The organism is Streptomyces sp. D2-8 (genome assembly GCF_023184515.1).
Classification (GTDB): domain Bacteria; phylum Actinomycetota; class Actinomycetes; order Streptomycetales; family Streptomycetaceae; genus Streptomyces.
In genome coordinates, this window is sequence record NZ_JAAHBP010000008.1 from 178950 (window position 1) to 198910 (window position 19961).

Here is a 19961-nt window from a genome sequence, read left to right on the forward strand (position 1 = left end):
TGTCAGGTGCAGACGGTCCCGGTCGGCGGCACCTTCCCGTCCAGCAGATAGCCGTTCACCGCGCCCTGCACGCAACTGTTCTTGCTGTCGTAGGCGCCGTGCCCTTGCCCTCGGTACGTCAGCTCGACACCGACACCCTTGCCCAGCGCGTTCACCATCGCCCGCGCGCCCTCGTACGGCGTGGCCGGGTCACCCGTGTTCCCGACCACCAGAATGGGCGCCGAGCCCGGAGCGCTCACGTCCGGGTGGTCGGCCGCGCCCGCCACGGCCCAGTCGGTGCAACTGAGCATGGACCACGCCAGGTAGTCGCCGAACAGGTCGGACGCGGCCCGGAACTCGGGCAGCTTCTGCTCGACATAGGAGGTGTCGTAACGGGGTTTGTCGTCGGCGCAGTTGATGGCGACGTTGGCGGGGGTGATGTTGCTGTACTCGCCGTTCTCACTGCGCCCGTTCATCGAGTCGGACAGCGACAGCAGGATCCTGCCGTCACCGTCGTAGGCGTTCTCCAGGCCCTCGGTGAGGTACTCCCAGAAGTCCTGCGAGTACAGCGCCTGCGCGATGCCGCTGGTCGCCGCGGTCTGGGTCAGCTGGCGCGGGAAGATCCCCGGGATCGGATTGCGGTCGAGGTCGTTCAGCAGCTTGGCGATACGGTCCTTCACGTCCTGGGCGCTGTCGCCGATCGGGCACTCCTCGGTCTGCGACACGCAGTCCTCGGCGAAGTTGTCGAGTGCCAGCTGGAAGCCCTTGGCCTGCCCCAGCGACCCCTGTTCGGCGTCCTGCGTCGGGTCGACGACGGCGTCGAACACGGCACGGCCGACCCGCTCGGGGAACAGGTGGGCGTAGACGCCGCCCAGTTCGGTGCCGTAGGAGATGCCGAAGTAGTGCAGCTTGTCGTCGCCGAGGACCTGGCGCATCAGGTCCAGGTCGCGGGCCGCGTCGGTGGTGCGCAGGTGCGGCAGGATCTTCTCGGAGTTCTCCTCGCAGGCGTCGTTGAACTCCTTGGTGTTGTCCACGAGCTGGGTGCGCTCGGCGGCGTCGTCGGGTGTGGCGTCCTGCTGGAAGTAGGCGTCGAGCTGCTGGTCGTTCTCGCAGATCACGGGGTCGCTGCGGCCGACCCCGCGTGGGTCGAAGCTGACCAGGTCGTAGCGGGTGCGCAGCTTCTCGTAGCCCTCGGCGAAGGCGGGCAGCGAGGTGACGCCCGAGCCGCCGGGGCCGCCGAAGTTGAAGATGAGCGACCCGATGCGCTCGTTGTCGTCGCCGGTGGTCCTGACCCGGATCAGCTCGAGGCCGATCGTGTCGCCCTTCGGGTCGCCCCAGTCGAGCGGAGCCTTCATGGTCGCGCACTGCCACTCGCCGTCGTCCGGCAGGGGAGAGGGCGGGGCGCCCCCGCCCTGGGCCTCGTCCGGGGCGGGGCAGGCCTTCCAGCTGAGCTCCTGCCGCGTCAGGTCCACCTCCTTGGCTTCGTCGCCGCAACCCGCCAGCACGGTGCACAGCAGCACGGCGGAGGCGGTCAGGACGGTGGCGCGCAGCCGGAGGAGGGTTGGCATGGTTCCATCCTGCGGCGGTACCGAACGGGGCGCGCGGGACGCGTGCCGTACGAGGTAAGAGGGGCCTGTGGGGCCAAAGGGCCTGCTCGCCGGGCCGACCGGGCGGAGGGGCGCTCGCCGGGCCGGCTGGGCGGAGGGGCACGCTTGCGGCCCGGTCGTGTCAGAGGGCCTGCTTGCGAGTCAGGTGGTTGAAGGCCAGCCAGCCCGGCAGGACGGGCAGCCACAGCGTCAGCAGGCGGAACAGCAGGACCGCCGGTGCCGCGACCTCCTTCGGGAGCCCGACGGCGATCAGACCGACCGTCAGGGTCGCCTCGACCGCGCCCACACCGCCCGGTGTCGGCGCGGCGGACCCGAGGGCGTTGCCCGCGAGGAACACGACGGCGACGCTGGCGAGGCTGATCGACGTGGACTCGTCACCGAACGCGCGGATCGACGCGTCCAGGCACATCACGAAGCAGGCGGTCAGTAGCAGCATGCCACCGATACCGGTGACCAGCTTCTGCGGCCGCTGGAGCACATCCAGCATGCGCGGCACGACACCCGCGAACAGCGACCGCACGCGCGTGGCGACGAACTTGCGCAGGAACGGCACCGACGTCACCACGAGCACGAGCACCGCCACCGTCAGCAGACCGGCGATGACCGTCCGGGACGGCGACAGCGAGGGCGTCTTCTCGGTGCCGGTCAGATAGCCGAAGGCGAGCAGCATCAGGATGTGGCAGCCGAGCCCGAACAGCTGCGACGCGCCCACACTCGCCACCGCGAGCCCGGGCCGCACTCCCGCGCGCTGCAGGAAGCGCGTGTTCAGGGCGACACCGCCCACCGCCGCCGGGGCGACGATCTTCACGAACGATCCGGCGACCTGCGCCGCCACGGTCCGCACGAACGGCACCCGCTCGGGCACGAACCCCAGCAGCGCCATCGCCGCCGCGACGTAGCTGCACATCGAGAACAGCACGGCCGCGGCGACCCAGCCCCACTCCGCGTTCGCGATGAGCGGCCCGAACTCGATGTGCGTGAGCTGCGTCAGCAGGAAGTACGCGCCGATCGCGCCGGCGATGAAACTGATCAGCGTGCGCGGCCGCACCCGCTCGAGCCGGGCCGGTTCGACGGGCGCCTGCGGCCTGATCCGCAGCACCGCGTGCCGGATCTGCGTGAGCAGATCCTCCTCGCGAGCCTCTTCCAGGGCCTCGTCGATCGCCCGCTTCTCGGCCCGCTGCTCCGCCCGTACGGCCTTCTTGTCGGGCTTCTCCAGGACGGGCACGGAGTCGTCCGCGTCCTCCTCCAGGCCGGCCTGCTTGGCCTGCCGGGACGCCTCCAGGACCGCGTCGCGTTCGCGCTGTGCCCGCTCCCGGGCCAGTCTGCGCAGCGTCGCGCGTGTGGAGCGGCTGAGCGCGATGGGCTGGAGCATCGGCAGGCAGTCCGCCACCGCGTCGGGACCGAGCACGCCCACCGCCGAGGCCACCGACCGCTCGGCGCCCACCCGGAGGCCGAGCGTCACCAGCAGCTGGGAGGTGTCCATGCGCAGCAGCAGATCGCCGGCCGCGATCTCGCCGACGCGCAGGTCGGTGAGGATCACCGTGCCGGAACGATCCACCAGAATCGCGTCGCCCACCAGCCTGCGATGCGCGATACGCCGCGACTGCAGGGCCTTCACCTGGTGCCAGGTGTCGCGCAGCAGGTCGTCGGTGATCTCCTCGTCCGACAGCGAGTCGAGGGTGCGTCCGCCGCTGTGCTCGTAGACGAGCATCACCGCGTCGGGGCCGAGTTCGGAGGTGGCGATCAGCTTGGGCGCGTTGGCTCCGGCCGCGATGGCCGCGTACGCCAGCAGGGCCTCCTGCTCCAGGGCCTGCCGCAGCGACTGGAGGCTGCTGCGGGTGGCGAAGCCGCGCAGGGTCAGGTTGCGCCAGGCGCGGTAGAAGAAGCCCTGCGCCTGCTGCTCCCGGTCGACGACCGTCACATCCAGGGGCGGGCCGTCCTCGAGCGTGACGAAGTAGCGGCGGCCCCGGTCTCCGGTGTCCGGATTGTCCGAGATGTCCTCGCGGGACGCGCTGACCGGGCGGAAGCCGACGGTCCGCAGGCCGGCCATCAGCGTTTGCCCGGTGGGCCGGACGTTGGGCGAGCCGACCGCGTACAGCGTGCCGTAGGCCACGGTCCAGCCGATCAGCACGGTCAGGATGATCGAGAACGGTGTCGTGTACCCGGTGACGAGCATCGAGAAGGCGTCGAGGAGCAGCACCACCCACAGCACCGAGCGCCATCTGGGTCTGCGCGACATGCCGACGGCTGTCATGTAGGCGATGACCGGGGCCAGATATCCGTGCACGGGATCGGTCAGCGCGTGGATGTCGCCGGGGGAGGGCTGGGTGAGCGCCTCCTGGATCGAGTCGGGGGCGGCCCGGGCGACCCACAGGTCGGTGGCGAGGGTCACGCCGTGGGCGAGGACCGCCGCGAGCACGCCGTCGGCGATCCGGAGCCCGTCCCGTTTGATCAGCCGCTCGATGGCGAAGGCGACCGGCACCAGCAGGATCGCGATGCTGGAGGCCAGCCCCGCGATCTTGATGAGCAGGTCGGGTGCCTGTCCGGTGCCCTTGTTGATGTCCTGTTCGAGACCCGAGGTGGTGCCGTGCGCGAACGCGGCGATCCCGATCAGGACCGCGACCGCGAGCACGCCCACCAGGAGGCGCATCAGGTCGGACGGGCGGTGCACGCGCGCGGGGAGCAGCGGTTCGTCGCCCTCCACCTCGTCGATGTGCGCGAAGTCGGGCTCCTCGGCGGCCGCCCGGCTCTTCTTCGCGGCCCCCTTGGGAGCGTCGTCCGGAGTGCCCGGGCGTGACGAAGCGTCAGAGGTGCCCTCCGTGTCCTCCGGGTGCGCACCCTGCTGCTTCATCGTCTCTTCTTGGTCTCGTATCACCGGTCACCGCCCGCACGATGGTGGCATGCCGCACCGGCACACGGGGCAATCAGGGTGCACATGCGGGGGCGGACAGTCTGCCCGACGCGCTCCTGCCGGGCGAGCCGCACGCTCGGGAGCACGCCCGGCCCGTTGTCGGTGGGGTGGGGCAGGATGGGGCGGATGAGTGAGCAGAGCCCTGAGGGGGGCCGGTACGAGGACGAGCCCGCGCAAGCCCTGCCCGAGTACGCCGAGCGGGTCATCGACGTCGCCGAACTGATCCCGCCCGGCCGTGTCATGACCTACGGGGACGTCGCCGAGTGGCTGGAGCAGGGCGGCCCGCGGCAGGTCGGCCGCGTGATGGCGCTCTACGGGGGAGCCGCCCCGTGGTGGCGGGTCGTCCGCGCGGACGGCGTCCTGCTGCCGGGGCACGAACAACGGGCGCTCGGCCACTACCGGGCGGAGGGCACGCCCCTGAAGGAGGCGAGCCGCGCCGCCGAGGGCCACCTGCCGCGCATCGACATGAAACGGGCGCGGTGGGACGGCGGTGATCGCGCGGAGGGTCACACCTGACAGCTTCCGCCATCGGACGGCCTCCCGTGTGACCCGTGATCCGTACGGGGGAATCGGGGCACACCGGGGGCATGACGTACGTTCGTGAGGCGAGGGGCATGAGTGCCACGAGTGCCGTGAGTGGTCGGTGGGAAGAAGGGGAAGCCCTGCTTCCGCCTCACCCGTCGGCGTAGCGTCGGCTGCGCGTGCCCCCGTCACCCCGCGGTCACCGCCCGCCACGCGCGGTGGCCCGCCAACCTGCACTTCCACCAGAACCGGCGAACCACGTGAGCTCCTCTTCCTCCACCAGCGGCCTGTCGCACCCCCGGGTGCGGCGGGGGAATCGTGGCGCTTACCGACTGGTACGTACCCCTCCTGCCCGCGTGGACCCCCCTCTTTTGGACGCCTCGCAGCGCTCCGTGGTTGACCACGCGGCGGGCCCGCTGCTCGTCCTCGCAGGTCCGGGCACCGGCAAGACCACCACGCTCGTCGAGTCCGTGGCCGAGCGCGTCGCCCGGGGCGGGGACCCCGAGCGCGTCCTGGTGCTCACGTTCAGCCGCCGGGCGGCCGTCGAGCTGCGCGACCGCATGGCCCAGCGGGCCGGGGCGGCCCGCGCTCCCCAGGCGACCACCTTCCACTCGTTCTGCTACGCCCTGGTCCGCGCCCACCAGGACAGCGACTTGTTCGTGGAGCCCCTGCGGCTGCTGTCCGGCCCCGAGCAGGACGTCTCGGTGCGGGAACTGCTCGCGGGCCAGGTGGACCTGGAACGGCTCGGGCTCGCGCACGTGCGCTGGCCGGACGAACTGCGCGCCTGCCTGACCACCCGCGGTTTCGCCGACGAGGTCCGCGCGGTCCTCGCCCGCAGCCGTGAACTGGGCCTCGGCCCCGATGCCCTGGACGCCTTCGCCCGCCGCACGGGACGGCCCGACTGGCGAGCCGCGGCCGCCTTCCTCGCCGAGTACCTCGACGTGCTCGACCTCCAAGGCGTGATCGACTACGCGGAACTCGTCCACCGCGCGGTGCTCCTCGCCCGCAGCCCCGAGGTCGCCGCATGGCTCGCCGCCCGGTACGACGCCGTCTACGTCGACGAGTACCAGGACACGGATCCCGCTCAGGTGCGGCTCTTGCACGCCCTGGCCGGCGGCGGCCGCACGCTCGTGGCCTTCGGCGATCCCGACCAGTCGATCTACGCGTTCCGCGGGGCCGACGTCAACGGCATCCTGGACTTCCCCCACGCCTTCCCGCGCGCGGACGGCCGCCCGGCCCCCGTCTCCGTGCTGCGCACGTCCCGCCGCTCCGGCGCCGGTCTGCTGGCCGCCACCAGGCTGCTCACCCAGCGCATGCCGCTGACCCGCCTGCCCGCCGAGAAGGTACGCGCCCATCGCGAACTCGCCCCCGTACGGGACGGCGGCCGCGTCGAGGCGTACACGTACCCGACGTCCGGGACGGAGCTGGACAACATCGCCGACATCCTCCGCAGGGCCCACCTGGAGGACGGCGTCCCGTGGAGCGACATGGCCGTCCTGGTGCGTGCCGGTTCCCGCACCATCCCGACGGTCCGCCGCGCCCTCACGGCGGCGGGCGTCCCCGTGGACGTCGACGGTGATGATGTGCCGCTGCGCCACGAACCGGCGGTGGCGCCGCTGCTGACGGCACTGCGGGCGGTGGCCGCGGCGGAGGCGGGACCTCCCGAGCCCCAGGAGGCCGAGCGGGACCCCTCCTCCGAGGACGCCCCTTCCGCGCGCCGGGACACCTGCTGGCTCGACACCGAAACCGCCCTCACCCTTCTGACCTCCTCCCTCGCCAGCATGGACGCCGCAGACCTGCGCCGCCTCGGCCGCGCCCTGCGCGACGAGGAGCGGGCCGCCGGCAACCCGCTGCCGCCACCCTCCGACGAGCTGCTCGCGCAGGCCCTCGCCGAGCCCGAGCGTCTCGCCGTGCACGACCCCACGTACGCGCGTGGCGCCCAGCGCCTCGGCGCGCTGCTGCGCAAGGCCCGCGAGCGCCTGGCCGGCGGCGGCACGGCCGAGGAGGCGTTGTGGGACCTGTGGGAGGGCACGCCATGGCCCACACGACTGGAACGGGCCGCCCGCCGGGGCGGCGCCGCCGGGCGCAACGCGGACCGTGACCTGGACGCCGTCTGCGCCCTGTTCGCCACCGCGGCCCGCGCGGAGGAGCGCACCGGCGGCCGGGGCACCCTCAACTTCCTGGAGGAGATCGACGCCGAGGACATCGCCGCCGACACCCTCACACGGCGTGCCGTACGCCCCGACGCCGTCCGCCTGATGACCGCGCACCGCTCCAAGGGCCTCCAGTGGCGCCTCGTGGTCGTCGCGGGCGTCCAAGAGGGCCTGTGGCCGGACCTGCGCCGCCGCGGCTCCCTCCTGGAAGCCGACCGCATCGGCCGCGACGGACTCGCCGAGCCCCTCACCCCCGGTGCGTTGCTCGCCGAGGAACGCCGCCTGTTCTACGTGGCCGCCACACGCGCGCGTGAACGCCTCGTCGTCACCGCGGTCAAGGCCCCCGCGGACGACGGCGACCAGCCCTCCCGCTTCCTGACCGAACTCGGCGTCGAACCCAAGGACGTCACAGGACGCCCCCGCCGCCCGCTGTCCGTCGCCGCACTCGTCGCCGAGCTGCGCGCCACCACGGTCGACCCGCGCGTCTCCGACGCCCTCCGGGAGGCCGCCGCCCGCCGCCTGGCCCGGCTCGCCGCCCTCGCCGACGAGGACGGCCGCCCCTTGGTGCCGTCCGCGCACCCCTACCGCTGGTGGGGCATGTTCGAGCCGACCGAGTCCAAGGTGCCGCTGCGCGACCGCGACCAGCCCGTCGTGCTCTCCGGCAGCGCTCTCGACCAACTGGCCAACACCTGCGCCCTGCAGTGGTTCCTGGGCCGCGAGGTGAAGGCCGACGCGCCCGCGACCGCCGCCCAGGGCTTCGGCAACGTGGTGCACGTCCTCGCCGACGAGGTCGCCTCCGGGCACACCCCGGCCGACCTCACTGTCCTCATGGAGCGCCTCGACTCCGTGTGGAACGCGCTGGCCTTCGACGCGCCGTGGAAGTCGGCCCAGGAGAAGGACAACGCGCGCGTGGCGCTCGAACGGTTCCTGCAGTGGCACGTCATGAACCGCACCGGGCGGACCCCGGTGGCCAGTGAGCACGACTTCGACGTCACCCTCGAAGCGGGCGACTACCAGGTGCGCATCCGCGGCCAGATGGACCGGGTCGAGGCGGACGGCGACGGCCGCGCCTACGTGGTCGACTTCAAGACCGGAAAGCAGGCGCCCAGTTCCAAAGAAGTGGAGCGCCACCCGCAGCTCGCCGTCTACCAGCTGGCCGTCCGCGAGGGGGCCGTCGACGAGGCCTTCGACGGCGTACGTCCGGAGCCGGGCGGCGCCGAACTCGTCCACCTCCGGCAGGGAGCGGCGAAGCGCGACGGCGGCGAGAGCCTGCCCAAGGTGCAGGCCCAGGAGCCACTGGAGGGGGAGTGGGTCGGCGACCTGCTCGCCACCGCCGCCGGCAAGGTCCTGGACGAACGGTTCACACCGACCGCCGGGCAGCACTGCACGCACTGCGCGTTCCGGGCCTCGTGCAGCGCGCGGCAGGAGGGGCGTCACGTCGTCGAGTGAGTTATCGCACCACATGTGCTGACCTGCGCTTCTTCCTCCCCCCGAGGCCGGTTCGGTCACCACTGTCAGTGGCCGCCGCTAGCCTTTCGATGTGCCCGCCCGAATCACCGATCCCGAGCAGCTCAAGGAGCTCCTCGGCATCCCGTTCACCCCGGAGCAGACGGCCTGCATCACCGCGCCGCCCGCCCCGCAGGTGATCGTGGCCGGAGCGGGCTCGGGCAAGACGACGGTGATGGCGGCACGCGTGGTGTGGCTGGTCGGCACCGGCCAGGTCGCCCCCGAGCAGGTGCTCGGCCTCACCTTCACCAACAAGGCCGCCGCCGAACTCGCCGAGCGCGTCCGCAAGGCGCTGGTCAAGGCCGGCGTCACCGACCCGGACGCCATCGACCCGGACAACCCGCCGGGCGAGCCGGTGATCTCCACGTACCACGCCTTCGCGGGCCGCCTGCTGGCCGACCACGGCCTGCGCATCGGGCTGGAGCCCACGTCCCGGCTGCTCGCCGACGCCACCCGCTTCCAGCTCGCCGCGCGCGTCCTGCGCGAGGCCCCCGGGCCCTACCCGGCCCTTACCCGTTCCTTCCCGGACCTGGTAGGCGACCTCCTCGCCCTCGACGCCGAGCTCGCCGAGCACCTCGTCCGCCCGGAGGCGCTGCGCGCGTACGACGCCGAACTGCTGCTGACCCTGCGGGGCGCCAAACTGAGCAACGCCGACCTGCGCAAGGTCCCCGACGCGGCCGCCGCCCGGCGTGAACTCGCCGAGCTGGTCACCCGCTACCGGGCCGCCAAGCGCGAGCGGGACCTGCTCGACTTCGGCGACCAGATCGCCCTGTCGGCCCGGCTCGGCGGCATCCCCGAGGTGGGCAGCGTCCTGCGCGACGAGTTCCGGGTGGTCCTGCTCGACGAGTACCAGGACACGTCGGTCGCCCAACGCGTCCTCCTGGCGGGCCTGTTCGGCGAGGGCACCGGCCACCCGGTCACCGCCGTGGGCGACCCCTGCCAGGCGATCTACGGCTGGCGCGGCGCCTCCGTCGCCAACCTCGACGACTTCCCCGAGCACTTCGCCCACGCCGACGGCCGCCCCGCCACCCGCCAGTCCCTCAGCGAGAACCGCCGCAGCGGCGGCCGCCTCCTCGACCTCGCCAACGGCCTCGCGGCACCCCTGCGCGCCCTGCACGCGGGCGTGGAAGCCCTTCGCCCGGCCCCCGGCGCCGAACGCGACGGCATGGTCCGCTGCGCCCTGCTGCGCACCCACGCCGAGGAGCTCGACTGGGCCGCCGACTCCGTCGCCCACCTCGTACGGACCGGGACGGCACCCGGCGAGATCGCCGTCCTGTGCCGCACGGCGACCGACTTCGCCGAGATCCAGGGCGCCCTGGTCGCCCGAGACATCCCCGTCGAGGTCGTCGGCCTGTCCGGGCTGCTGCACCTGCCCGAGATCGCCGACCTCGTCGCCGTCTGCGAGGTCCTCCAGGACCCCGGCGCCAACGCCTCCCTGGTCCGCCTGCTCACCGGCCCGCGCTGGCGCATCGGCCCGCGCGACCTCGCCCTTCTGGGGCGGCGTGCCCGGCTCCTCGTGGCCCACGCGCGCGTGGCGGACGACGACGACCAGGACCGCCGCCTCGCCGAGGCCGTCGAGGGGGTCGACCCGTCCGAGGTGATCTCCCTCGCGGACGCCCTCGACACCTTCCTGGAGACACCGCTGGACGGCCGCGGGGACGACGACGGACTGCCGTTCTCACCCGACGCGCGCGTGCGCTTCGCCCGGCTGGCCACCGAACTGCGCGAGCTGCGCCGCTCCCTGGCCGACCCGCTGATGGACGTACTGCACCGCGTCCTCGCCGTCACCGGCCTGGAGGTGGAGCTGTCGGCGTCCCCGCATGCCCTGGCCGCCCGCCGCCGCGAGACCCTGTCCAACTTCCTGGATGTCGCCGCCTCCTTCGCCGCCGGCGACAACGAGGCGTCCCTGCTGGCCTTCCTCGGCTTCCTGCGCACGGCCGCCCAGTACGAGAAGGGGCTCGACAACGCCCTCCCGGGCGGCGAGAACACCGTCAAGGTGCTCACCGCGCACAAGTCCAAGGGCCTGGAGTGGGACGTCGTGGTCGTCCCCGGCCTGGTCACCGGCACCTTCCCCAGCAGCCAGGGTCGCGAGAAGTGGACCTCCCAGGGCAAGGTCCTGCCGCACGAGCTGCGCGGCGACGCCGACACCCTGCCCGACGTGGGGCCCTGGGACGCCAAGGGCCTCAAGGCCTTCCACGAGGCCATGAAGGACCACCAGCACACCGAGGAACTCCGCCTCGGCTACGTCACCTTCACCCGCCCCCGCTCCCTCCTCCTGGGCTCCGGCCACTGGTGGGGCCGGACCCAGAAGAAGCGCCGGGGACCGTCCGCGTTCCTCCAAGCCCTCTACGAGCACTGCGAGGCCGGGTACGGCGAGGTCGAGGCCTGGGCGGACGAACCCGCCGAGGACGAGGAGAACCCGGCCCTGCACCAGGCGACGGCCGACCAGGTGTGGCCTCTGCCCCTGGACGAGGCGGCCCTCGCTCGGCGCCGCGCGGCCGCCGAGACCGTCCTGGCGCACCTGGAGGACCTCGCGTCCCACGAGGACGGGCACCCCGCGGCCGCGCACGACCCGGATGCCCTCGACGACCCGGAGTGGCCCCCGCCCCCCGAGGACGACGAGCCTCCGTACGACGAACCGGACCCGTTCGACGACGACCTCTTCGACGAGGGTTCCTTCGAAAAGGACCCCTTGGAAAGGGAGCCCTTCGGAGAGGACCCCTTCGAAGTCGCCGACAGGGAAGACCCGGCGGACCGGGACGCCCGTCCCGTGGTCCGCCCCACCGTCCCCCACCAGGCGGCCCCATCGGAGCCCCCGGCCGCCCGCCCACACCCCAGGGCCCCCGAGCGCCCAGGCTCCCGGGGCCGGGAACGCCCGCACCTCACCCCGGAGGAAGCTCGCACCATCGCCTCCTGGGACCGCGACCTCGACGCCCTCACCGGTGAGCTCCTGCGCGCCCGCGACAGCGTCACCGACGTCCCCCTCCCGGCGTCGCTCTCGGCGTCCCAGCTGCTGCGCCTGGCCGCAGACCCGGACGGTTTCGCCCAGGAGCTGGCCCGCCCCATGCCGCGCCCGCCCCAGCCCGCAGCCCGCCGGGGCACCCGCTTCCACGCCTGGGTCGAGGCCCGCTTCGAAGAGCTCACGCTGCCCATGCTGGAGCCGGAGGAGCTGCCCGGCAGCGAGGCCGAGATCGCCGACGAACGGGACCTGGAGGCCCTCAAGGACGCCTTCGAGCGCACCGAGTACGCGCACCGTACGCCGCACCGGGTGGAGGCCCCCTTCCAGCTCGCGATCGCCGGCCGGATCGTCCGGGGTCGCATCGACGCCGTCTACAAGGAGGGCGACGGGCAGGACGCGAGGTACGAGATCGTCGACTGGAAGACCAACCGCTCCCGCACCGCCGACCCGCTCCAGCTCGCCGTCTACCGCCTGGCCTGGGCCGAGCAGCAGGGCGTGCCCCCGGAGTCGGTCACGGCCGCGTTCCTGTACGTGCGCACCGGGGAGGTCGTACACCCGGAGGAGCTGCCGGACCGCGCCGCCCTGGAGAAGCTGCTGCTGGAAGTGCCGCCCGGTGGGGAGACCGGCGCGGAAACGAGTGCGGAGCCCGGTGAGGAACCGCACTCCGAGGACGCCCGTGCGGGCCGATAGGCTCGTGACCATGAGCCAGACCCCGGACAGCGTCGTCCGTACGTACATCCAGCAGCACCGCGCCGCCTTCCTCGACGACCTCGCCGAGTGGCTGCGCATCCCGTCGGTGTCCGCCCAGCCGGACCACGCGCCCGACGTACGACGCAGCGCCGACTGGCTCGCCGCCAAGCTGAAGGAGACCGGCTTCCCGACGGCCGAGGTCTGGCAGACCCCGGGCGCGCCCGCCGTCTTCGCCGAGTGGCCCTGCGACGACCCGCAGGCGCCCACGGTGCTGGTCTACGGCCACCACGACGTGCAGCCCGCCGCCCGGGAGGACGGCTGGGACAGCGAGCCCTTCGAGCCGGTTGTGCGCGAGAGGCGCCTCTACGCGCGCGGGGCGGCCGACGACAAGGGCCAGGTGTTCTTCCACACCCTCGGCGTCCGCGCCCACCTCGCCGCCACGGGCCGCAGCACCCCGGCCGTGCACCTCAAGCTGATCGTCGAGGGCGAGGAGGAATCCGGCTCGCCGCACTTCCGGGCCCTGGTCGAGCGGCACGCCGAGCGGCTGGCCGCCGATGCCGTGATCGTTTCCGACACCGGCATGTGGTCCGAGGACACCCCCACGGTGTGCACCGGCATGCGCGGCCTCGCCGAGTGCGAGATACGCCTGCACGGTCCCGACCAGGACATCCACTCCGGCTCCTTCGGCGGCGCGGTGCCCAACCCGGCGACGGCCGCCGCCCGCCTGGTCGCCGCCCTGCACGACGAGCACGCGCGCGTGGCGATCCCCGGCTTCTACGACGGCGTCGTCGAACTCACCGAACGCGAGCGCGAGCTCCTCGCCGAACTGCCCTTCGACGAGCAGCAGTGGCTGCGCACGGCCAAGTCGTACGCCGCCCAGGGGGAGGCCGGGTACACCACCCTGGAGCGGATCTGGGCCCGGCCCACCGCGGAGGTCAACGGCATCGGCGGTGGCTACCAGGGCCCCGGCAGCAAGACCATCATCCCCTCCGCCGCCATGGTGAAGCTGTCCTTCCGCCTGGTGGCGGGCCAGGATCCCGGCCATGTGGAGAAGGCCGTCCGCGCCTGGGCCGCGCAGCAGGTGCCGCCCGGGATCCGCTGCGACATCACGTTCAGCGGGGCCACGCGCCCGTGCCTGACCCCGCTGGACCACCCGGCTCTCCGGTCGGTCACCCGCGCCATGGGCCGGGCCTTCGAGAAGCCGGTCCGCTTCACCCGCGAGGGCGGCTCCGGGCCGGCGGCGGACCTTCAGGACGTCCTCGGCGCCCCGGTGCTGTTCCTGGGGATCTCCGTCCCCTCGGACGGCTGGCACGCTCCGAACGAGAAAGTCGAACTCGACCTCCTCCTCAAGGGTGTCGAGACCACCGCGTACCTGTGGGGTGACCTCGCCGAGAACTGGCGCCATGCACCCTGAGCATCCCGTACGGTCCGGACCGGCCACGCGCGCGGGGCACACTGGAAGCGCCGCCCCCGCACCGCCCGAGCCCGCCGGACCCGGTCGCCTCCCGCCGTACGTCCCGCTGAACCGCCTGCCGAACCCGACCGTTCCACCGGGGGAGTTGGAAGCACCCGTGACCACCTGGACCGACCACAACGCCGACCGCCCCATCTCGCTCACCGCTTCGAGCGGCATCGACCGGGCCGCCCACCACCGGCTCGACGAGGCCTGGCTCGCGGCGGCGTGGAGCCACCCCACGACGCGCTGCTTCGTGGTCTCCGGCGGACAGGTCCTCATCGACGAGACGGCGGACGGACGCACCGAACTCGTCATGACCCCCTCATTCGAGGCTCCCCTCACCGAGGCACACCGCTACTTCCTCGGCATCGACGAGGACGGCGTCAGCTACTTCGCCCTCCAGAAGGACTCCCTGCCCGGCCGGATGGACCAGTCGGCGCGCCCGGCGGGGCTGCGCGAGGCGGGTCTGCTGCTGTCGGCCCGCGACGTGGGCCTGATGGTGCACGCGGTGGGCCTGGAGAACTGGCAGCGCACGCACCGTTTCTGCTCGCGCTGCGGAGAGCGCACCGTCATCGCCGCCGCCGGACACATCCGCCGCTGCCAGGCCTGCGGCGCGGAGCACTACCCGCGCACGGACCCCGCAGTGATCATGGCCGTGACCGACGAGGACGACCGCATCCTGCTCGGCCGCCAGGTCCACTGGCCCGAGGGCCGCTTCTCGACGCTGGCGGGCTTCGTCGAGCCCGGCGAGTCCATCGAGCAGTCGGTGCGCCGCGAGGTCCACGAGGAGGTCGGCATCAGCGTCGGCGAGGTCGAGTACGTCGCCAGCCAGCCCTGGCCCTTCCCGTCCAGCCTCATGCTGGGCTTCATGGCCCGCGCCACCTCGACCGAGATCGACGTCGACGGCGACGAGATCCACGAGGCCCGCTGGTTCTCCCGCGAGGAACTGCGCGCCGCCTTCGAGTCCGGCGAGATGCTCCCGCCCTACGGCATCTCGATCGCGGCCCGCCTGATCGAGCTCTGGTACGGCAAGCCGCTCCCGACCCGGAGCGTCGCCTGACGGAGGCGCGGGTGAACGACCCGTACTGGAACCACAACGTCCATCATCATCCGGCGGTGCTGGCGGCCGTTCCGGACGGCTGCCGCACGGCCCTGGACGCCGGCTGCGGCGACGGGCTGCTCGCCCGCAAGCTGGCGGCACGGTCGGTATCCGTCACGGGCGTCGACCGGTCGCCGGAGATGATCGAGCTCGCCCGCGGGCACGCGTACGTGCCCGGCAACGTCACCTACCTGGAGGCGGACTACCTCGTCGACGGGACCTTGCCGGAGAACGCGTACGACTTCGTCAGCGCGGTCGCCGTGGTGCACCACGCGCCCTTCGAGGAGGCGGTCATCCGCCTCACCCGGCTCACCGCACCCGGCGGACGCCTGGTGATCGTCGGCCTGGCGGCCAACCGGACGCCCCTGGACTGGCTCATCAGCGCGTGCGGCGTGCCCGCGAGCCGGCTGCTCGCCCGGCGGCGCGGCGGCACGCGCGGTCCGGCCGGCATGCCGATGGAAGACGCGTACATGTCCTGGAGACAGGTCCGGCAGGCGGTCCACCGACTGCTGCCCGGCTGCGACTACCGCCGCACGCTGCTGTGGCGCTACGTCGTGGTGTGGGACAGACCACGAGAAGGCGGCCCCTGAGCTGCCCCAGGAGCCGCCTTCCCCGCACAAGCACGCGGCGACTAGACGCCGATCTTCTGCTTCACCTGAGCCAGCGAGGGGTTCGTGAGCGTCGAGCCGTCCGGGAACAGGACGGTGGGCACCGTCTGGTTTCCGCCATTCGCCTTCTCCACGAACGCCGCGGAATCCGGGTCCTGCTCGATGTTGATCTCGGTGTACGCGATGCCCTCGCGGTCCATCTGGCTCTTCAGCCGGCGGCAGTAGCCGCACCACGTGGTGCTGTACATCGTCACAGTGCCCAGCATGTCTCTCGTGCTCCTTCGGTGGCTCGGGGCGGGTGGTCGCTGTGGTGGAACGTATGTGAAAGGTCCACCATTCCCGGTCCCCGGGGCCGGCCCGACGTGACGCCTGCCGCATTGGTACGACTATCAGTGCCTGCCTGTGGACAACCGGCGCAGCCGTCTCGCGCGACCTGGCAGCATGGCCGTGTGACAGCAGCAACGCACTCCACCCTGTTCCCGCAGGTACCGGATTCCGCCGACGCGGTGCTCGAAGGGCTCGACCCCGAGCAGCGCGAGGTGGCCACGGCCCTGCACGGTCCGGTGTGCGTCCTGGCGGGCGCGGGGACGGGCAAGACACGGGCGATCACCCACCGCATCGCCTACGGAGTGCGCGCCGGCATCCTGCACCCCTCCAGCGTCCTCGCCGTCACCTTCACCAACCGCGCCGCCGGGGAGATGCGCGGCCGGCTGCGCCAGCTCGGTGCCGGGGGTGTCCAGGCGCGTACGTTCCACTCGGCCGCCCTGCGTCAGCTCCAGTACTTCTGGCCGAAAGCGATCGGTGGTTCCCTGCCCCGGCTCGTCGACCGCAAGCTCCAACTCGTCGCCGACGCGGCGGCCGCCTGCCGCATCCGGCTCGACCGGGGCGAGCTGCGGGACGTCACCGCCGAGATCGAATGGTCCAAGGTCACCCAGACCGTCCCCGCCGACTACGCGCCCGCCGCCGCCAAGGCCGGCCGTGAGTCCCCCCGCGACCCCGCCGAGATCGCCCAGCTCTACGCCGCCTACGAGGACGTCAAGCGCGAGCGGTCCGTCATCGACTTCGAGGACGTGCTGCTGCTGACGGTGGCCGTCCTGCAGGACCGGCACGACATCGCCGAGCAGATCCGCGCCCAGTACCAGCACTTCGTGGTCGACGAGTACCAGGACGTCAGCCCCCTCCAGCAGCGTCTGCTCGAACTGTGGCTGGGCGAGCGGGACAGCCTGTGCGTGGTCGGGGACGCCAGCCAGACGATCTACTCGTTCACGGGGGCGACCCCGGACCATCTGCTCGACTTCCGCACCCGGCACCCCGGCGCCACCGTCGTCAAACTGGTCCGCGACTACCGCTCCACCCCCCAGGTCGTCCACCTCGCCAACGGCCTGCTCGCCCAGGCCCGGGGGAGGGCCGCCGACCACCGCCTGGAGCTCGTCTCCCAGCGCGCCGCGGGGCCCGAGCCGGTCTACGCCGAGTACACCGACGAGCCCGCCGAGGCGGAAGGCGCGGCCCGCCGGATCCGCGAGTTCATCGACTCGGGGGTCCCGGCCTCCGAGATCGCCGTCCTCTTCCGCACGAACGCGCAGTCCGAGACCTATGAGCAGGCCCTCGCCGATGCCGGAGTGCCTTACCAGCTGCGCGGTGCCGAGCGGTTCTTCGACCGCCCGGAGGTGCGCAAGGCGGGCATCGCCCTGCGCGGCGCGGCCCGCTTCGGCGGTAACGACTCCCTCCTCGACGACGTCGTCGACCTGCCCTCCCAGGTGCGTGCCGTGCTGTCGGGAGAGGGCTGGACGACACAGCCACCGGCCGGTTCCGGTGCCGTGCGAGAGCGCTGGGAGTCCCTGGCCGCCCTGGTGAACCTCGCCCAGGACTTCGCCGCCGCCACACCGGGCGCCACCCTGGCGGACCTCGTCGCCGAACTCGACGAACGGGCGAACGCCCAGCACGCCCCCACCGTGCAGGGCGTCACCCTCGCCTCCCTGCACTCGGCCAAGGGCCTGGAGTGGGACGTCGTCTTCCTGGTCGGCGTCGCCGAGGGCATGATGCCGATCACCTACGCGAAGACCGACGAACAGATCGAGGAGGAGCGCCGCCTCCTCTATGTCGGTGTCACCCGCGCGCGCGAACACCTCCATGTCTCCTGGGCGCTCTCCCGCTCGCCCGGCGGCCGTCCCAGCCGCCGCCCCAGCCGCTTCCTCGACGGACTGCGCCCCGGCTCGACGGCCACCACGGGCCGCACCAGCGCCGGCGGAGCGGGCGGAATCGAGCGCGGAATCCCCGGAACCAGGGGGTCCGCCCCGAAACGGGCCCAGCGAGTCCCCGCCCGCTGCCGAGTCTGCGGCCGCACGCTGACCGACCCGGGCGAGATGAAGCTGATGCGCTGCGACGGCTGCCCCTCCGACATGAACGAGGGCCTGTACGAGCGGCTCCGCGAGTGGCGCGCCGACCAGGCACGCAGCAGCGGCCAGCCCGCCTTCTGCGTGTTCACGGACAGAACCTTGATGGCGATCGCCGAGTCCGCCCCCGACGACGAGCGTGAGCTCGCCCGCATCCCGGGCGTCGGGATGCGCAAGCTCACTCGCTACGGAGCCGACGTACTGGCCATCTGCGCGGGCCAGTCACTCGCGGAGAGCGCAGATCAGGACTGACGCGAACTCGTCGAAAAAATAGTTTGCGCATGCCCCAGCAATCCCCATAGGTTCTTAGGCACGAGAGCAGCGGCCTTCTCGAAGGCCCTGACTCCGTGTTGTACTTGCATATCCGTCGGACTGGTTCATCCAGTCCCCCGAGACGCCGAGAGGAGGCGAGTCCAGTGATCAGCATCAACACCAGCTCCGTCAGCATCGTGAAAATGACCGATCGCTCGGCCGTCTCCGCGTGCATGCTCGGCGTTTCGAACCTGGGCACCGGTCTGTCCGGCATTCGTGCCGCCCGTCCGGCGTCCTCCTCCGTTGCTCCCGCGGGCCTTCCCGTCCGTGAGCGCAATGAGCGACCGACCAAGGCACTGGAAGCGGCAGTAGAGGCACAGGCCTATGCCTTTACGGCGACCGGTGCCGGATTCCGGAAGCAGACGACGCAGCACCACCAGATGTGGGCCTTCCGTGGGCCAGAACCCTGGAGTGATCCAGCCTGATCGCCGATCAGGCCGGCGCCTTCAGGGCCGCGGAACCCCATCCGGGATCCGCGGCCCTTCTGTTTGTCCCTGAACAGGGATGACGGACCGAAGGAGCCTCGGGGCAAGAAAAGAACCCGGTACCACCACCCCCCGGCCAACAGGCCGGAACGACCAGACGAGGAAGACGAACCGTGCAACTCGAAGCGCACGCCCCGTCCGTACCGCCTTCCGACACGATCCCCAAGCCCGGCTCCACGGAGGACCCCGCCTTGACCCCGCTCACCGCGCTCACCGCGCTCGACGACGCCATCGAGAACCTCGGCGTACCCGTCCCGTGCCGTTCCTACGACCCGGAGGTCTTCTTCGCCGAGTCGCCCGCGGACGTCGAGTACGCCAAGTCCCTCTGCCGCACCTGCCCGCTGGTCGAGGCCTGCCTCGCCGGGGCCAAGGAGCGGCGTGAGCCCTGGGGCGTCTGGGGTGGCGAGCTGTTCGTCCAGGGTGTCGTCGTCGCCCGGAAGCGGCCGCGTGGCCGCCCGCGCAAGAACCCGGTCACCGCATGAACACCGCAGGAACGATCGACCGTCCCCTCACGCACGACCCCCAGAAGCAGGCCCCGATGAAGCCGTCCACTTACGAGCCCGCAGGCTCCGCGAACCAAGACTTCACCATCAGCGGCGCGAAGGACTCGCGTCAGAACAGGACCCGAGAGATGCAACTCATTCCAGAAGCCATGGCTCGTGCGCATATGCGCGAGCGACTGCAGGAGGCGGAGCGGGATCGACAGGCCGTGCGTCTGGTGGCCGCCCGCCGGATGCAGCGCAGGGCGGAGCGCGCCTCACTGCGTGCCCGCCGGGCGCTCGCCATGGCCGTCATGCAGTAACGCGCCCCACCTGAAGCGGGGCCTCCCGGCCAGGGAGGCCGCGCTGCCACCGCCGAGCTCTCGCCGCGGGGGCCGGTCCGTGCCGAACGGACCGGCCCCCGCGGTGCGTTGTACCGACGAAGAGGATGCGTGCGTCCACCGAGCCGGGGCATGGGCACCATCAAGCCACAGCGTGACACCCACCCAGCGGGGGCGGTGCGCCCGCTGAGCCCGGGCGTCGTGCCCGACGAGGCACCGGTCGCGGGGATATCGTCGCCGGGTGACGAGTCCTCCAGGAGGCAGTGGCGACGGCTCCGCCGCGGAGCCGCGGCGCTTTGTCTGCGCACGCTGCGGCACAACGGCCGAAGTCCTGACCGAGGGTCCACCACTCACCTGGACCTACTCCGTGGAGGACGGCGCCCGCCGCTACTACTGCGAGACCTGCTCCCGGGAGAACCTCAGGTCCATCGAGGGGCGTCTGGACTCGGACTGGTGGTGAA

General features: G+C 72.3%; 14 protein-coding genes. 11 read left to right on the forward strand and 3 right to left on the reverse strand.

What is annotated here, in order from left to right; translation table 11 throughout:
- Positions 1-2: 2 nt before the first annotated feature.
- Both G3I77_RS16740 and G3I77_RS16745 read right to left on the reverse strand, forming a co-directional pair.
- A complete protein-coding gene (locus tag G3I77_RS16740; RefSeq protein ID WP_248504567.1) occupies positions 3-1547 on the reverse strand; it encodes an alpha/beta hydrolase in 1545 nt (514 codons plus the stop codon).
- Between the two features lie 160 nt (positions 1548-1707).
- The gene (locus G3I77_RS16745; RefSeq protein ID WP_248504569.1) at positions 1708-4437 is read right to left on the reverse strand and encodes a lysylphosphatidylglycerol synthase domain-containing protein; all 2730 of its coding nucleotides are present in this window, start codon (positions 4435-4437) and stop codon (positions 1708-1710) included.
- Between the two features lie 186 nt (positions 4438-4623).
- Here G3I77_RS16745 and G3I77_RS16750 point away from each other — a divergent pair, with 186 nt between their 5' ends.
- The 6 genes from G3I77_RS16750 to G3I77_RS16775 all read left to right on the forward strand — a co-directional run bounded on the left by G3I77_RS16750 (position 4624) and on the right by G3I77_RS16775 (position 15472).
- The gene (locus tag G3I77_RS16750; protein WP_248504571.1) at positions 4624-5013 is read left to right on the forward strand and encodes an MGMT family protein; all 390 of its coding nucleotides are present in this window, start codon (positions 4624-4626) and stop codon (positions 5011-5013) included.
- A 266-nt stretch (positions 5014-5279) separates the two neighbouring features.
- Complete coding sequence (locus G3I77_RS16755) at positions 5280-8621, forward strand: ATP-dependent DNA helicase (protein ID WP_248504573.1); 3342 nt, start codon at positions 5280-5282, stop codon at positions 8619-8621.
- Positions 8622-8712: 91 nt separating this feature from the next.
- The gene (locus G3I77_RS16760; protein ID WP_248504574.1) at positions 8713-12327 is read left to right on the forward strand and encodes an ATP-dependent DNA helicase; all 3615 of its coding nucleotides are present in this window, start codon (positions 8713-8715) and stop codon (positions 12325-12327) included.
- A gap of 10 nt (positions 12328-12337) precedes the next feature.
- Positions 12338-13741: a dipeptidase gene (locus tag G3I77_RS16765; protein ID WP_248504576.1), complete on the forward strand. Its 1404-nt coding sequence runs from the start codon at positions 12338-12340 to the stop codon at positions 13739-13741.
- Between the two features lie 157 nt (positions 13742-13898).
- Complete coding sequence (gene nudC, locus G3I77_RS16770; protein WP_248504578.1) at positions 13899-14843, forward strand: NAD(+) diphosphatase; 945 nt, start codon at positions 13899-13901, stop codon at positions 14841-14843.
- Positions 14844-14854: 11 nt separating this feature from the next.
- Positions 14855-15472: a class I SAM-dependent methyltransferase gene (locus G3I77_RS16775; RefSeq protein ID WP_248504580.1), complete on the forward strand. Its 618-nt coding sequence runs from the start codon at positions 14855-14857 to the stop codon at positions 15470-15472.
- 41 nt (positions 15473-15513) lie between these two features.
- Here G3I77_RS16775 and G3I77_RS16780 read toward each other — a convergent pair whose 3' ends face one another.
- A complete protein-coding gene (locus G3I77_RS16780) occupies positions 15514-15756 on the reverse strand; it encodes a mycoredoxin (protein WP_248504582.1) in 243 nt (80 codons plus the stop codon).
- A 183-nt stretch (positions 15757-15939) separates the two neighbouring features.
- Here G3I77_RS16780 and G3I77_RS16785 point away from each other — a divergent pair, with 183 nt between their 5' ends.
- The 5 genes from G3I77_RS16785 (at position 15940) to G3I77_RS16805 (ending at position 19960) form a co-directional block, all read left to right on the forward strand.
- Positions 15940-18135, forward strand: coding sequence for an ATP-dependent DNA helicase UvrD2 (locus tag G3I77_RS16785; RefSeq protein WP_248504584.1), 2196 nt, complete (start codon positions 15940-15942; stop codon positions 18133-18135).
- A 164-nt stretch (positions 18136-18299) separates the two neighbouring features.
- Positions 18300-18620 carry a hypothetical protein gene (locus tag G3I77_RS16790; protein WP_248504586.1) on the forward strand — a complete coding sequence of 107 codons (321 nt, stop codon included), beginning with the start codon at positions 18300-18302 and terminating at the stop codon, positions 18618-18620.
- A gap of 173 nt (positions 18621-18793) precedes the next feature.
- A complete protein-coding gene (locus G3I77_RS16795) occupies positions 18794-19162 on the forward strand; it encodes a WhiB family transcriptional regulator (protein ID WP_033313877.1) in 369 nt (122 codons plus the stop codon).
- Positions 19159-19482 carry a hypothetical protein gene (locus G3I77_RS16800; RefSeq protein WP_142159783.1) on the forward strand — a complete coding sequence of 108 codons (324 nt, stop codon included), beginning with the start codon at positions 19159-19161 and terminating at the stop codon, positions 19480-19482. The genes G3I77_RS16795 and G3I77_RS16800 overlap by 4 nt, the downstream gene beginning before the upstream one ends.
- 259 nt (positions 19483-19741) lie before the next feature.
- Entirely contained in the window at positions 19742-19960 is a 219-nt protein-coding gene (locus G3I77_RS16805; protein WP_248504588.1) for a hypothetical protein, read from the forward strand.
- The last annotated feature ends 1 nt before the right edge of the window (position 19961 follow it).